General features: G+C 70.1%; 19 protein-coding genes. 8 read left to right on the top strand and 11 right to left on the bottom strand.

Annotation, left to right across the window (positions count from 1 at the left end):
* Window positions 1–107: 107 nt before the first annotated feature.
* A complete protein-coding gene (locus tag KDL01_RS32535; protein WP_212532512.1) occupies window positions 108–773 on the top strand; it encodes a zinc ribbon domain-containing protein in 666 nt (221 codons plus the stop codon).
* Between the two features lie 100 nt (window positions 774–873).
* On the opposite strand, the gene KDL01_RS32530 is transcribed toward KDL01_RS32535, so the two are convergent.
* The 3 genes from KDL01_RS32530 to KDL01_RS32520 form a co-directional block, all read right to left on the bottom strand.
* Window positions 874–1,071, bottom strand: coding sequence for a hypothetical protein (locus KDL01_RS32530; protein WP_212532511.1), 198 nt, complete (start codon window positions 1,069–1,071; stop codon window positions 874–876).
* Window positions 1,072–1,139: 68 nt separating this feature from the next.
* On the bottom strand, window positions 1,140–1,955 hold the full coding sequence (locus KDL01_RS32525) for an ABC transporter permease (RefSeq protein ID WP_212532510.1): 816 nt from the start codon (window positions 1,953–1,955) through the stop codon (window positions 1,140–1,142).
* Entirely contained in the window at window positions 1,952–2,908 is a 957-nt protein-coding gene (locus tag KDL01_RS32520) for an ATP-binding cassette domain-containing protein (protein ID WP_212532509.1), read from the bottom strand. The genes KDL01_RS32525 and KDL01_RS32520 overlap by 4 nt, the downstream gene beginning before the upstream one ends.
* A gap of 49 nt (window positions 2,909–2,957) precedes the next feature.
* On the opposite strand from KDL01_RS32520, the gene KDL01_RS32515 reads away from it, so the two are divergent.
* The gene (locus KDL01_RS32515; protein ID WP_212532508.1) at window positions 2,958–3,671 is read left to right on the top strand and encodes a TetR/AcrR family transcriptional regulator; all 714 of its coding nucleotides are present in this window, start codon (window positions 2,958–2,960) and stop codon (window positions 3,669–3,671) included.
* A 37-nt stretch (window positions 3,672–3,708) separates the two neighbouring features.
* Here KDL01_RS32515 and KDL01_RS32510 read toward each other — a convergent pair whose 3' ends face one another.
* On the bottom strand, window positions 3,709–4,200 hold the full coding sequence (locus KDL01_RS32510; RefSeq protein ID WP_212532507.1) for an 8-oxo-dGTP diphosphatase: 492 nt from the start codon (window positions 4,198–4,200) through the stop codon (window positions 3,709–3,711).
* Between the two features lie 19 nt (window positions 4,201–4,219).
* On the opposite strand from KDL01_RS32510, the gene KDL01_RS32505 reads away from it, so the two are divergent.
* Entirely contained in the window at window positions 4,220–4,690 is a 471-nt protein-coding gene (locus KDL01_RS32505) for a GNAT family N-acetyltransferase (RefSeq protein WP_212532506.1), read from the top strand.
* A complete protein-coding gene (locus KDL01_RS32500) occupies window positions 4,687–5,475 on the top strand; it encodes an alpha/beta fold hydrolase (protein ID WP_212532505.1) in 789 nt (262 codons plus the stop codon). Before KDL01_RS32505 ends, KDL01_RS32500 begins: the two co-directional genes overlap by 4 nt.
* On the opposite strand, the gene KDL01_RS32495 is transcribed toward KDL01_RS32500, so the two are convergent.
* Window positions 5,459–6,403: an aldo/keto reductase gene (locus tag KDL01_RS32495; protein ID WP_212532504.1), complete on the bottom strand. Its 945-nt coding sequence runs from the start codon at window positions 6,401–6,403 to the stop codon at window positions 5,459–5,461. The two genes, KDL01_RS32500 and KDL01_RS32495, sit on opposite strands and share 17 nt — an antisense overlap.
* Window positions 6,404–6,658: 255 nt before the next feature.
* On the opposite strand from KDL01_RS32495, the gene KDL01_RS32490 reads away from it, so the two are divergent.
* Window positions 6,659–7,222 carry a glyoxalase superfamily protein gene (locus KDL01_RS32490; RefSeq protein WP_212532503.1) on the top strand — a complete coding sequence of 188 codons (564 nt, stop codon included), beginning with the start codon at window positions 6,659–6,661 and terminating at the stop codon, window positions 7,220–7,222.
* Between the two features lie 57 nt (window positions 7,223–7,279).
* On the top strand, window positions 7,280–7,519 hold the full coding sequence (locus KDL01_RS32485) for a hypothetical protein (RefSeq protein WP_212532502.1): 240 nt from the start codon (window positions 7,280–7,282) through the stop codon (window positions 7,517–7,519).
* Between the two features lie 20 nt (window positions 7,520–7,539).
* On the opposite strand, the gene KDL01_RS32480 is transcribed toward KDL01_RS32485, so the two are convergent.
* From KDL01_RS32480 to KDL01_RS32470, 3 genes are all read right to left on the bottom strand, one after another.
* The gene (locus tag KDL01_RS32480) at window positions 7,540–7,764 is read right to left on the bottom strand and encodes a hypothetical protein (RefSeq protein ID WP_212532501.1); all 225 of its coding nucleotides are present in this window, start codon (window positions 7,762–7,764) and stop codon (window positions 7,540–7,542) included.
* Between the two features lie 87 nt (window positions 7,765–7,851).
* Window positions 7,852–8,076, bottom strand: a complete 225-nt coding sequence (locus KDL01_RS32475; RefSeq protein ID WP_212532500.1) for a hypothetical protein — start codon at window positions 8,074–8,076, stop codon at window positions 7,852–7,854.
* A 79-nt stretch (window positions 8,077–8,155) separates the two neighbouring features.
* Window positions 8,156–8,389, bottom strand: coding sequence for a hypothetical protein (locus tag KDL01_RS32470; RefSeq protein WP_212532499.1), 234 nt, complete (start codon window positions 8,387–8,389; stop codon window positions 8,156–8,158).
* 181 nt (window positions 8,390–8,570) lie between these two features.
* On the opposite strand from KDL01_RS32470, the gene KDL01_RS32465 reads away from it, so the two are divergent.
* Window positions 8,571–9,266: a hypothetical protein gene (locus tag KDL01_RS32465; RefSeq protein WP_212532498.1), complete on the top strand. Its 696-nt coding sequence runs from the start codon at window positions 8,571–8,573 to the stop codon at window positions 9,264–9,266.
* A gap of 34 nt (window positions 9,267–9,300) precedes the next feature.
* Here KDL01_RS32465 and KDL01_RS32460 read toward each other — a convergent pair whose 3' ends face one another.
* From KDL01_RS32460 to KDL01_RS32450, 3 genes are all read right to left on the bottom strand, one after another.
* Entirely contained in the window at window positions 9,301–10,617 is a 1,317-nt protein-coding gene (locus tag KDL01_RS32460; protein WP_212532497.1) for a hypothetical protein, read from the bottom strand.
* Window positions 10,618–10,734: 117 nt separating this feature from the next.
* Window positions 10,735–11,157 carry a hypothetical protein gene (locus tag KDL01_RS32455; protein WP_212532496.1) on the bottom strand — a complete coding sequence of 141 codons (423 nt, stop codon included), beginning with the start codon at window positions 11,155–11,157 and terminating at the stop codon, window positions 10,735–10,737.
* 110 nt (window positions 11,158–11,267) lie between these two features.
* Window positions 11,268–11,561: a hypothetical protein gene (locus KDL01_RS32450; protein ID WP_212532495.1), complete on the bottom strand. Its 294-nt coding sequence runs from the start codon at window positions 11,559–11,561 to the stop codon at window positions 11,268–11,270.
* Window positions 11,562–11,956: 395 nt separating this feature from the next.
* Here KDL01_RS32450 and KDL01_RS32445 point away from each other — a divergent pair, with 395 nt between their 5' ends.
* Entirely contained in the window at window positions 11,957–12,580 is a 624-nt protein-coding gene (locus KDL01_RS32445; RefSeq protein ID WP_212532494.1) for a hypothetical protein, read from the top strand.
* The last annotated feature ends 86 nt before the right edge of the window (window positions 12,581–12,666 follow it).

Genomic DNA, 12,666 nt, shown 5'->3' with positions numbered 1-12,666 from the left:
GTCCCCGTCCCCCGTCCCGACTCTTGCGGCAGCGCGTCGCCGTGCGGTACGCAAGTGCCAGCCGCGCGCGGTGGGCGTGCGCAGCGATCCGAGGGGGAGACGGCACCGTGCCGGAAGAACTGTGGTTCACCGAGAACAGTCGCGACCTGTCCCAGCCCGGCGGCGACGACGCCGGCTTCGAGTTCGAGTTCTACTGCCAGCGGTGCGGTGACACCTGGCGCTCCGGCTTCGAGAACTACACCCTCGGCCGAGCCACCGGCTGGCTGCGCCGAGCCAGCGGCATGGCCTCCAACGCGGCCTCCAACGTGGGCTGGGACGTGGCGAACACCGTCGGCGGCTTGGCCGACGCCGGCTGGCACCGCGCCCGCGACGCCGCGTTCCAGCGCGCCATCGGCAAGGCCCAGGCCCACTTCCACCGCTGCGCCCGCTGCACCCAGCACGTGTGCGACAACTGCTGGAACGCCGACCGCGGCATGTGCCGCCACTGCGCCCCCGACCTCCAGACCGAGGTCGAACAGGCCCGCGCCGAAGGCCAGGTATCCGCCGCCCGCTCCGCCGCCACCGAAGCCGGCGCCCAGTCCGTGCAGGGCATGGACGTCCTGACGCAACACCAACTCGTCTGCCCCCAATGCCACGCCGAAGTCCACGGCGCCAAGTTCTGCCCCGAATGCGGCCACAAACTCACCGACCCCGCAGCCTGCACCGGCTGCGGCCAAGCAGTACCGCAGGGCGCGAAGTTCTGCCCGGAGTGTGGCGCGCCGGCAGGGGTGTGACGACGTGGATCGATCGCGTGGCCGGGGTCGATCGCCGGCCACCCGATCGATCTGGGGACGGTTCTGAGATCGCCACTGCGCGACGGTGGCCTCCGCAGAACTATGCGAATCGTGGCGTATTGCGGCCGAGCGCCGTGTCCACGGCTCGGAGGAGGCCGCCGAGTTGCTCCATCTCTTTGGGCGGCGGGGGAATGAGGTCCGCACCGGCTGCCCAGTGTTCGCCCACTTCGTAGAGCATGTGCCACAGCGCCTGAGCAGTCGCGCGGTCAAGGGTCAAGACGATCGGGTCGGAGTCCATGACCGAGACGTTAGACCAGCCGCGTCGCCGGGGGTCGTCCGGTTTCCCCGGCCGGACGACCCCCTCGCTCAGCGGCCGTGGCGGTTGAACTTGCGGACGGCCGCCGGGGCGAAGACGAGCAGGATCGCCGCGCACCAGGCGAGGGTGGCGGTGCCTGCGGAGTCGCCGAAGAGGGTGCGGCATGCGGCGGCGGCGCAGCTGACCGGGTTCCACTCGGCGACGGCGCGCAGCCAGGCGGGCATGCCGGCGGTGGGCACGAACACATTGCTGACCATGCCGATCGGGAACACCAGGATGCCCGCCTGCGCGGCGATCTCCTCGCGGCCGCACAGCAGCCCGAGGTAGAAGCCGAGCCAGACCAGGCAGAAGCGCAGCAGGAGCAGCAGCCCGAGCGCCGCGGCCGCGCGGCCGACGCCGTCGTGCGCGCGCCAGCCGACGGCCAGCCCGACCCCGACCATCGCGGCGAGCACGACCGCGCTCACGAACATGTCGGCCAGCGCCTGTCCGAGCAGCGTCGCGCCGCGCGATATCGGCATCGTGCGCAGCCGGTCGGTCATGCCCCGCTCGAGATCGCGCGCGGCGCCGACCATGCTGGGCATGACGGCGTTGACCGCGATCAGGACGTAGAGCCCCGGCATCAGATAACTGCGGTAGTTCTCCCCGCCGGGCGCCGAGATCGCGCTGCCGAACACGTAGCCGAAGACGACCAGCATGGCCAGGGGCGCGGCCAGCGACACGGAGACCAGGCCGGGGGAGTTCTTGTAGTACCAGAGCACCCGCAGCGTCAGGGCCCAGACGTCGGTGAGCGGGCGGCGGGTGACGGCGGTGGCCGTGGCGGTCGCCGCGGTCGCGTCGGCGTTGGCGGTGGTCGGCATGGCGGTCATGCGGCGCTCCCGGTCAGGGTGAGGAAGACTTCGTCGAGGGTCGGGGTGCGCAGGGCGACGTCGAGTGCTTCGACGCCCGCGCTGTCGAGTGCGCGGACCAGCTGCGGCAGGCCGACCGCCGCCGTGGTCGTGCATACGGTCACGCGGCGTTCGTCGGCGTCCGTCTCCGGCTCGCCGCCGGCCAGTTCGGCTAGTACGCGCGCGGCCACTTCCAGGCGCCCGGCGTCCGCGAGTTGCACCTCGATCCGCGCGCCGATGAGTTCCTTGAGCTGGGCGGGCGACCCGTTCGCGATGACCACGCCCTGGTCGACGAGGGTGATCTGCCCGGCGAGGTGGTCGGCCTCGTCCAGGTACTGCGTCGTCAGCAGGACCGTGGTGCCGTCGGCGGCCAGTTCCCTGACGGTGGACCAGATCTCGTTGCGGCTGCGCGGATCGAGCCCGGTGGTCGGCTCGTCGAGGAAGAGCACCGAGGGCCGGGTGATCAGGCTCGCGACGAGGTCGAGGCGGCGGCGCATCCCGCCCGAGTAGGTGCGCACCAGCCGGTCGGCCGCCTGCGCCAACGCGAATCGCTCCAGCAGTTCGTCGGCGCGGCGGGCGGCCTCACGTCCGCCGAGGTGGTGCAGGCGGCCGAGCAGGCGCAGGTTCTCCCGCCCGGTGATGCCCTCGTCGAGCGCGGCGTGCTGCCCGGTGTAGCCGATACGTCGGCGTACCTCGTCGGCCTGGCGGACCACGTCGTAGCCGGCGATCCGGACCTCGCCCGCGTCCGGCGCGGCCAGGGTGGCCAGGACCCGCACGGCGGTGGTCTTGCCCGCGCCGTTCGGCCCGAGCAGCCCGCACACCGTGCCGGCGGGAACGGCCAGGTCCAGGCCGCGCAGGGCGTGGGTCTTGCCGTAGTGCTTGTGCAGCCCGGCCACGGCGATCACGCTACTTGGTACATCGTACGGCGTTTTCATGCGGCGAGTGTACTACGTACGGTGTACGGGTTGTCTAGACTCGACCGTGGTGAGCAACGAGATGACGAACGAGCGGCCCGAGCTGATCTGGCTGCGTCCGGAGCGGGCGACCCGCGGTCCGGCGCCCGCGCACAGCCGCGCGGCCATCGCCGCCACGGCCATCGCCTTGGCCGACGCCGAGGGTCTGGCCGGGGTGTCCATGCGCAAGATCGCCGCCGCGCTCGGCGCCGGCACGATGTCGCTCTACACCTACGTGCCGAAGAAGGAGCATCTGTTCGACCTGATGCTCGACGCGGTGGCGGGGGAGTGGCGGCTGCCCGACCAGCCGTCCGGAGATCAGCGTGCGGATCTGGCCGACTTCGCCCGGCAGGGGATCGCGGCGATGCGCCGCCACCCGTGGACGCCCGCGCTTGTGCTCACCCGGCCCTCGATGGGGCCGAACTCGCTGCGCTGCACCGAGTACTTCCTCGCCGTGATGGCCGCGTCCCCGCTCTCCGGCGGCACCAAGATGGAGCTGTTCGCCATGCTCAACGGCTCCATCTGCCAGTTCGCCCAGTGGGAGGCGAATCAGCGCGAGGCCGGCGGCAGCGCCCAGTGGCAGGCGGAGCTCGCCACGTATCTCGGATCGGCCGTGGCAACCGGCGCGTACCCGCACCTGGCGGCCGCCTTCGCCGGCGGCGAGACCACCGACATGGATCCGGACGCGGTGTTCGACCGCTTCGTCGCCCGCGTCATCGATCTCATCCTCGCCGCGAAGGGCTGAGCGACGGCCGGGCTCCTCAATGGATGCCTATGCGTCGCTATGCATCATGCTCCACGTGGAACACGGCATTCGTCACGGTTTCCTCGTCCGCCCCGATCGTGATCTCGGCCTCGAAGACCTCCCCGGCCAGTACCCGCGGCAGCCAGAGGCGCTCGTCCGGCCACATCCCGTGCCAGGGCAGATCCGCGATCGGATACCAGGCCGGGGCCAGTTCGTCGGACTCGGCCGGCTCGCCCTGGAACCGGCGTGCCTGGAAGACCGCGACGTGCAGATCCCACTCCGGCCGGGTCGGGAAGCGGAACAGCACGCCGCACGCCCGCACCAGATCGCCCTCCTCGATCTCGAGCCCCACCTCTTCGACGACCTCGCGCACGCAGCACTGCGCCGCGCTCTCGCCGGGTTCCAGATGCCCGCCCGGCCCGACGATCCGGCCCTTGCCGAACCCGGTCTTCTTGAGCCCCAGCAGCAGTTCGGCCGACTCCCCGTCGCCCCTGCTGATCAGGCACAACGAGGTCCGTTTCGCAGCCACGCGGGGCCTCCTGGGTAGCATGAGCGTCGTGAAGATCGAGATAGACGACCTGACCGGCTCCGAGATTATCGAACTCCTGCAGGAGCACCATGCGGAGATGGCGCGGGTCACGCCCCAGGCCGAGAGCATGCACGCGCTCGATCTCGAGGGTCTGCGGAATCCTGCCGTCACGCTCTGGTCGCTGCGTGACGAGGGGCGCCTGGCCGGCTGCGGCGCGATCAAGCAGCTCGACGGCACCCACGCCGAGATCAAGTCCATGCGTACCGCCCCGGCCTTCCAGCGTCGCGGCGTCGCGGCCGCGCTGCTCGCCCACATCGAGGCGGAGTCCGCCCGCATGGGCGTGACCAAGCTGAGCCTGGAGACCGGCACCGAGGACTTCTTCGCCCCGGCCCGTGCCCTCTACGAGCGCTGCGGCTTCGAGTACTGTGAGCCCTTCGCCGACTACGTGCCCGATCCGCTCAGCGTCTTCATGACGAAGAAGATCGCGTGACGACGGGCTTCGCCACCGCGCCTGACGGCACGCGTATCGCCTACCAGGTCGAGGGCGGCGGCCCGCCGTTGCTGCTGCTGGCCGGGCAGGCGAACACGCACCACTGGTGGGACGGCGTCCGCGAGGACTTCCACGCCGACCGAAGCACCGTCAGTTTCGACTACCGCGGCACCGGCGCGAGCGACAAGCCCGACGTGCCGTACAGCATCGACCTGTTCGTCGAGGACGCACGCGCCGTCCTCGACGCGCTCGGCATCGAGAGCGCGGATGTCTACGGCACGTCCATGGGCGGCCGCACCGCGCAGGTACTCGCCGCCCGGCATCCGGATCGGGTGCGACGTCTGGTCCTCGGCTGCACCTCGCCCGGCGGGCCGCACGCCGTCGAGCGCGGCAACGACGTCCGCCGCGCGCTGGCCCAGCCCGACCGGACCGCGGCCGCACGGGTGCTGGCCGAGCTGATGTACACGCCCGGCTGGCTCGCCGCGCATCCCGGCCCGTACCAGACCACCGGCGACGCCGGCATGCCCGACTACGCGCGTGGCCGCCACCTCGTCGCGAGCAACCGCCACGACGCCTGGGACCTGCTCCCCGACATCGCGGCGGAAACGCTCGTCCTGCACGGCACCGACGACCGCTTCAACCCGACCGAGAACGCCCACCTGATCGCGGGACGCATCCCGCGAGCCGGGGTCGAACTGATCGAGGGCGCGCGGCACGCCTACTTCGAGGAGTTCCGCGCGCTCGCCGGTCCCGCCGTGCTCAGGTTCCTCACTCGCCCGCAGTGACGCGGCTGGCGGTGTCCAGCGCCGCGAGTTCCTCGCCGGACAGCTCGAGCTCGACGCTCGCGATCAGGTCGGCGAGCTGCTCGACCGTGCGCGCGGAGGCGATCGGGGCCGCCACCGCGGGCTGCGAGCGGAGCCACGCCAGCGACACCGCGGCCACCGGCACCCCGTGCGCCGAGGCGATGCCGTCCAGCGTCTCCAGAACGCCCCATCCGCGGTCATTCTGATAGCCCGTCACGGCCTGAGCCCGGGCCGAGTCCACCTCGATCCCGGGCCGGTACTTGCCGGCGAGGAACCCGCGCGCCAGCCCGAAGTAGGGCAGTGCCGGGATCGACTCCGCCAGCAGCAGCGGAGCGAGGGAGTCCTCGAAGTCGGCGCGCTCGAGCAGGTTGTAGTGGTTCTGCAGGGCCGAGTAGCGGGCGAAGCCCTCGCGCTGCGAGACCGCGAGCGCCTCGGCGAGGCGCGGCGCGGTGTAGTTGGACGCCGCGATGTGGCGGACCTTGCCCGACCGGACAAGCTCGTCGAACGCGCCGAGCGTCTCCTCGAGCGGCACGGACTCGTCGTCGTGATGCGCGTAGTAGAGGTCGATGTAGTCGGTCCCGAGCCGCTGCAGCGACTCGTCAGCGGCGGCGTGGATGTTCGCGGCGGACAGCCCGAGCCGCGAGGGCTTCCGGCTGACCTTCGTGGCCAGCACGATCGAGGACCGGTTGCCCCGCGCGGCGAACCAGCGCCCGAGGATGGTCTCGGACTGCCCGCCCTCCCCGTTGACCCAGGCCGAGTAGGCGTCCGCCGTGTCGATGAAGTTCCCGCCCGCGGCCGCGTAGGCGTCCAGCACGGCGAAGCTGGCCTCCTCGTCGGCCGTCCACCCGAAGACGTTGCCGCCCAGGCACAGCCCGTATACGTCGAGATCCGTGGTACCGAGTTTGCTCATGCTGCCGCTAACGAGCCCGTGCCACGAAGTGTTCCACGTGTGCCACGGGTGAATTGACGTGGCGTCGATTCCTGGCGCAGCCGCCGACCGGCCGGTAAAATCGACGTAGGTCGGCGCGACCTGCCGCTCGCACTCCGGTATCCGGAGCACGGTGAACGCGCCCGGGGCCACCGCCATCGTGCAGGCTCACCGAACGCGGCGGAAGCCGACAACGCGGGCATCGGCGAACACGACCGCGTAGGAGGCCGACGCATCATGGCGTCTACGAACATCGACCTGGCCAAGAAGCTCGCCAAGCGGCTGCGCGAGGACCTCGCGGCGGCGGGCACGGACATCCCGCACAGCCTCGCGCTCGAACTGATCGCCCATCAGCTCGCCGCCAAGGACTGGAATGTGCTGTCCGCCACGCTGACCAAAAGCGAGAGCCCGACCCCGGCCGCGCCCGAGATCAGCCGCGCGATCCCCATCCTGCGGGTGATGGAGATGGCGACGGCGCTGCCGTTCTACGCCGACTACCTCGGCTTCACCCTCGACTGGGAGCACCGGTTCGAGCCGCACATGCCGGTATACGCGCAGGTCTCGCGCTCCGAAGCCGTCCTGCACCTGTCCGAGCACTACGGCGACGGCAGCCCGAACGGCGTGGCCTGGGTCCCCGTCCGGGACGTCTACGCCCTGCACCGCGAACTCCTCGCCCGCCCTTACGCCTCCCAGCGCCCCGGCGTCCAGCCCGACGCCCCCGGCGGCCCGACGATGCAGGTCATCGACCCATACGGCAACGTCCTGCGCTTCGCCCAGCCGCCCGCCCCGCCGCGTGAATAAACCCCCGCCCAGCGGGCACCCGCCTCGGCGCCGCAGTCGAGGCGGGAGGAGTGCGCCATGTCGACCCACGAACGGGACCCGTTCCAGGAAGATCCGCAGCCGTCCTTCGTGGAGGTCGACGCGGTCGATCTCGAGGCCGCCTGGGAAGGCGAGGGCGGCCACAAAGCCGTCTGCCCCGGCTGCGAGGTCGAACCCAAGGGCCGATTCGCCGAGAAGGGCACCTCGACCGGCCGGGACTGGGTCGCCTTCGCGCCCTGCGGCCACGTGGCCGTCCTCGCGGGCTGGGCCGTGTACTGAGCCCGAGCGCGCCGCCGGCCTCAGGTGCCCTCGGCGTGGTCCAGCTCGTACCGCATGAGCGTGGGGTATTCCTCGTCCGGTTCACCGGTCGGCCGGTAGACGAAATGCGGGCTTCTGCCCCCGTCGCCGATCGCGAGCGGTAGCAGCAGCTCGTCGACCACGAGCGTCTTGCCGTCGAACGGCCCGCCGCGCAGGACGGCGTTGGGTGGCCCCGGGCTGCCCTGGGGACGCGAGTGATCGTCCATGAACCCAGGAGACCACTACTTCACCGGGTCTGCGAGTCGAGCCGCCGGGCGAGCACTGCCCACCCCGCGGGCGCCACGCAGAGCCGACTACGACCCGGCCGGCCCCACGTACTCGTATTCGCGCAGGTCCAGGCCCTCGAACGACCGGATCTTGTCGGTGCGCCGCCAGACATGGATCCCGCTGCCGTCCTCGGCGGCATCCTCGGCGAGTTCCGTGCCCGCGGGCAGCGTGACCACGCGAGGGTCCTTCACCGCGCTGCCGACCGGCACGGGGCCGCCCACCAGGTACGCATTGGGCGTGAACGTTTCCATACTTCAGCACACCACGGGCGCCGCGCAGGCGCGACCCGGGACACGGTCCTGCAGCGGGCTCACGCGGGCTCACGCGGGCTCACGTGTAGAACCGCACCGGCGGCAGCACCTCGATGTGGTCGATGACGTACACGCGCAGCGTCCAGTGCTCGTCATCCAGCTCGTCCGTCGGCCGGTACACGTACAGCTCGTTGTCGACGGCGAAACTCACCGGCGTCCAGTCGTGCACCCGGATGAGGCTCCCGTCGAGCGGCCCGCCGCGCAGCACCGCGTTCGGGTTGGGATGGTCGGCGAGCGCCGGTTCCTCGCTCATGACTCCATCGAACCCTCCGCCCCGTTCTCCCGCGACTCGGGCCCTCACCCATCGACCCAACGCCGTGCTCAGCACGGCCCTCAATACGCCGCACCCCGGTCACGATCAGGCGAATCCGCCACCAGGGTCATGCCCGCTGCGTAGCCTCGACGCGTCGTCTCGTCCCACCAAAGGGGTACCGATGAACCGCAAGATCCTCATGGCCGCGCCCGTCTGCGCCGCACTGCTCGCAGCCGGCTGCTCCTCGAACGCAGCGCAGCCCCAGACGCTGCCGGCCGCCGCCGACTCGACTCCGCCGGCCACGGCATCCTCGACCGCGAGCACGACCGCGAGCACGGACGCGAGCCCGGCCGCAAGCACCGACGCGAGCCTCAGCGCGGAGTTGCTCACCGTCAACGACTTCCCAGCCGGCTGGACCACGACGACACCCGGCGGCAGCAGCGGCAGCGGCCCGTCATGTAAAGCCCTGGACAACGGAGCGTGGCTCAAACCCCCCCAGCGCGCCGAAGCGGACTTCGCGGACAGCCAGGGCGAGTACCTGCTCGCGGAGAAACTCGACGCCGGCAGCGTCACCCAGGTCTCCCAGGCGTGGACCGCGTTCGGCTCGGCGACCTCGACCTGCCGTACGTTCACGAACACCATCTCAGGCCACACCGTCACCTACCGGCTACAAGACCTCTCGTTCCCGTCCTACGGCGACAAGATGTACGCCTTCGCAGTCGCCGCGACCGTGTCCGGGCTCACCGTGAACGCAGACATCGTCGTCGTGCGCAAAGGCAACGCCCTCGTCCAGATCATCGCGGAGGCCCAGGAGGGCAGCGTGCCGGTCTCCCTGGTCGAACAGACCGTGAGCAAGGCCGTCGCGCTCGTGAAGTAGGTTCGGCGTTGGGGGGATCCGGCCCCGGTTCGGGTCAGAAGTCCACGTGCTCGTATTCGACACTCGCCAGCCAGTCGGCGACGTCTGCCAGGTCCTCGAGGGTGACGCCGTGGGCCACCCATTCGTCCTGCCGGTCAAGCCGGAGGAATCCCTTGTCCGCGAATGCCCGCCGCAAGTAGTCGGTGAAGGTCAGACCGTGCTCTTCGTCGCGGACGAGCGGATCGGCGCCGGCGTGGGGCAGCCAGACGGAGTAGGGGGCGCCGCCGCTGATATCGGCCTTGTGCAGGTAGTCGGCGGCGATGGTCAATTCCAGCGGTCCGGCGATCTCGGGATGCAGTTCCCCGGACCGCCCCTGCCACTGCTCGACCGAGAACCACGCGGTGGTGAGGTCGATGATCTCCAGCGGGTCTGCGACGGTGAGCTGTTCCGGCACGCCGGGCGGGAACGGGGCATCCCAGGTGCCGCGCGGGACGAGGTCGATCGTGCCGACGATGCACCAGTAGGCTGCCAGCGCCGGTGGCACCGCCGACCCTGTGACCTGCTCCACTCGCCTGAGCCGGTCCTCGACGTCGGGAGCGGCTCCCGGCAGCGCCTGCTCCAGGCTGACCGGCCAGCCGCGGGCTATGAGGGCGGCGGCGAGGTTGCGGGCGTTGCGCCGGACGCGCTCCATGGTCAGTACGGCCACCTGCTCGGCCTCGGCGCGCCACGGGCCGTCCAGGTCAGCGACGTTCCCGAGGTCGCGCCACACGCCACGGTGGTCCCCATTCTCATACCGCGCAACGAGATCCCCCGCTTGCAATGGCCGGGCGACAGGCCGGGTCCGCGCCGCCCGCGCCGTTCCGGCAGCATTGAGCGCCGGGCCGGTCACGGCAGGATCGGCGTACTTGAGTACCTGGCGGGCCGGCCGGCCAAGGACTTTGTGGTCGCGAAGGTCGACGCACAGGTCAAGCCGGCGGCGGTCCTGCGACACCAAGTCGCGCAACGCGTCGGAGTGCCATTGCGGGCCCGACCGCGAGAACGACTGTGGTGACAGGAAGCCGAGAGCCCCGACGGCGGCCATCTGTCCGGCCAGGGTTGCCAGGCATTCGTCGGCGAACAGATGGCTGACGTTGTCCCAGGCCGTCCCCTCGTCGGTGAACATCACCTTCAGCGCCATGAACCGGCCGAGGTGATCGTGGTCGTGGATTCCTTGCCGCAGCACGTCGCGGGCCACGGCGGTCCCGATCCCGAACAGTGCGTGGGCTGCGTCCACCGCAACCGGGTCGACCGGGCATTCCTGCCACAACTTGATCAACGTCGGGACGGCCAGCTCATAGCGCAGCAGCCCGAGTGCGCGGACTTGTTCAGCCACCGCCCGCCCACCGGCAACGCTGCGGACCGCAGCGATACTCGCGTCCTGGTAAGCCTTCAATTCCGCTTCGGCTACAACCCAACGATCCGCCGCCCGATCCGGCGTGCGTCTGGCTGCTCAGCACCCCGGCCCGGCGGACTCGATCACGTCCTTGAGCGGCGGCGCTGGGACCGAGTTGGCGTCGTACCCCGGATTGTCCTTCGCCCACGCGATAGTCGTGCACTCCCCGGCGCCCTGACCCGCGGTCTGCTGGAACTCGGACAGCTCCGTCACGCAGTTGCCCAGGTCGACCTCTCCGATCTCGGAGGCGATGATCGAGGCCTGCGGGTCGTCGTCGCGCACGATCAGATCCTGGTTGTCGGGCAGGCTGCACGACGCGGCAGCCGACGGGGACGGCTTTGCGGCGGCACCTGTCGCGGTATCGGTGACCACGATCGTCTGGCTGCCCGCGTTCGACGTGCCGGGGCTGGACGAGCAGCCGGCCAGGGCGAGCGACGCGGCGGCGAGGGCGGTAAGCGCGAAAACGGGGCGACGAGTCATGCGCCGGACGCTAGCGACCCGCCGCGACCGCACGCGGACGGTTTGGCCGAGCCGTGGCCAGACCGTGATTGCGAAGGGCCGCCGGGATCTGCTTGATCAACCGTCGCCGCCTACCTGTCGATTACGTCCCGCACTCGACTCCGGGCGCGCCTCCGCTCAAGCAGTGGCCGCACGTAGGACACCACCGCGATCGCGACCGAGACGTAGAACAGCCAGTGCAGCCGGTTGTAGAGCTGCGATACCGAGGCGCACAGCATGAAGGGCACCGCCGTCGCCAGGTCGAGCGCGAGGTTGCGGGTGGTGGCTCGAGGACCGCCGCGTCGGCGCACCAGGAGGTAGCTCGCGGTGGGGCCGGCAATACCGATCGCGGCAAAGACACAGACGGCGAGGACTCTGCTGGACACCGCGACATGGTGTCACGCACCGGGCAGATGGTCGAGGGGAGCGCCCGCCCACAGGTCGCGGGCCTCGGCGGCTTATCAAAATCAGCAGTCGATCAATCTACATAATGCGCTTATGTTGCCTGATCAGGATGGATTTCGACCTCGCCAGTCGCCGCCCGAGCTGCGCGCCGTCCGGCAGTGAACCCGCGCCTGGCCGGCAGAGAACCGGGGTCGTGCAGCTCGCGTAGCCGCCCGGGCCCAGCCCGCTTACTCGCCTAGATCGCCGACAGGCGACTTCGTGGTCAGAACCCGCATGGCTGGGGTCCGCTGGCTTGCTAGCGTCTTTTCAGCTGCATCCGGACTCTGATATCTCTCACGCCGCCCCTGCCCTTGCGCCAGAGCCCTTAGGAGGTTCGGTGAAGCGTGTGCTCGTGCTCGTCTCGGTGTGCGCCCTCGCGCTGATCGCTGGAGCGCTCCCCGCCAATGCGTTCATCGGCGGGTTCGACAACAGCCACACCTCATGCACGACCTATCAGCAGCAGTACGCGAACGATCCGAGCAGCGGAAACTGGGTCGACTGCCTCACTGCCAGCACGCAGGTACTGCACTCCGGCACCACGAACTGCCCTGGTTCCTCGCAGTACTTCTCCGCTACCGACAACAGCGGAAACCCGATCGACTGGACATACTCCAACAACAATTACGCCTGCATCTCCGTCAGCTACATGCCCGTGACCACCGGCACGTTCTGCAGCTATTGGTTCTACGCGCCCAACGGCTACGCCACCGGGACGATTACTTTCGGCTACTGGGTAGCAGGCACCAAGTACACGTTCACGCTCAACGAGGCCCCGGTGTCTGGCTGGCAGAAGCTCTTCACGAACTACGACTCGAGCGGAGGCCAGTTCGTCGGCGAGTTCCCCGAGGGACTGCAGCCCGGAAAGATCCAGTGGTCAGACAACAACGGCCAAACCGCGGGCAGCTATGAGCCTCGATCCGCGTGTGCCACGAACGCAGAAGGGATCTCAGCGTGTAGGTAGATGAGCATCTTGGATGCGGTGCTGTACGAGAGATGAAGGTTTGGCCCTTCGGGGCCGCCCCTGCGGGGGGAGGCTCCAAACCGCCC

Source organism: Actinospica durhamensis (assembly GCF_018139695.1).
In the GTDB taxonomy this organism is placed as follows: domain Bacteria; phylum Actinomycetota; class Actinomycetes; order Streptomycetales; family Catenulisporaceae; genus Actinospica; species Actinospica durhamensis.
This window is presented reverse-complemented; position numbering and strand designations above follow the sequence as displayed.

Coding starts and splice junctions, on each gene's coding strand:
- KDL01_RS32525 (WP_212532510.1), bottom strand. CDS start 1,955: ATGACCGCCATGCCGACCACCGCCAACGCCGACGCGACCGCGGCGACC.
- KDL01_RS32490 (WP_212532503.1), top strand. CDS start 6,659: ATGGCGTCTACGAACATCGACCTGGCCAAGAAGCTCGCCAAGCGGCTG.
- KDL01_RS32495 (WP_212532504.1), bottom strand. CDS start 6,403: ATGAGCAAACTCGGTACCACGGATCTCGACGTATACGGGCTGTGCCTG.
- KDL01_RS32485 (WP_212532502.1), top strand. CDS start 7,280: ATGTCGACCCACGAACGGGACCCGTTCCAGGAAGATCCGCAGCCGTCC.
- KDL01_RS32470 (WP_212532499.1), bottom strand. CDS start 8,389: ATGAGCGAGGAACCGGCGCTCGCCGACCATCCCAACCCGAACGCGGTG.
- KDL01_RS32465 (WP_212532498.1), top strand. CDS start 8,571: ATGAACCGCAAGATCCTCATGGCCGCGCCCGTCTGCGCCGCACTGCTC.
- KDL01_RS32455 (WP_212532496.1), bottom strand. CDS start 11,157: ATGACTCGTCGCCCCGTTTTCGCGCTTACCGCCCTCGCCGCCGCGTCG.
- KDL01_RS32520 (WP_212532509.1), bottom strand. CDS start 2,908: ATGAAAACGCCGTACGATGTACCAAGTAGCGTGATCGCCGTGGCCGGG.
- KDL01_RS32475 (WP_212532500.1), bottom strand. CDS start 8,076: ATGGAAACGTTCACGCCCAATGCGTACCTGGTGGGCGGCCCCGTGCCG.
- KDL01_RS32530 (WP_212532511.1), bottom strand. CDS start 1,071: ATGGACTCCGACCCGATCGTCTTGACCCTTGACCGCGCGACTGCTCAG.
- KDL01_RS32480 (WP_212532501.1), bottom strand. CDS start 7,764: ATGGACGATCACTCGCGTCCCCAGGGCAGCCCGGGGCCACCCAACGCC.
- KDL01_RS32505 (WP_212532506.1), top strand. CDS start 4,220: ATGAGCGTCGTGAAGATCGAGATAGACGACCTGACCGGCTCCGAGATT.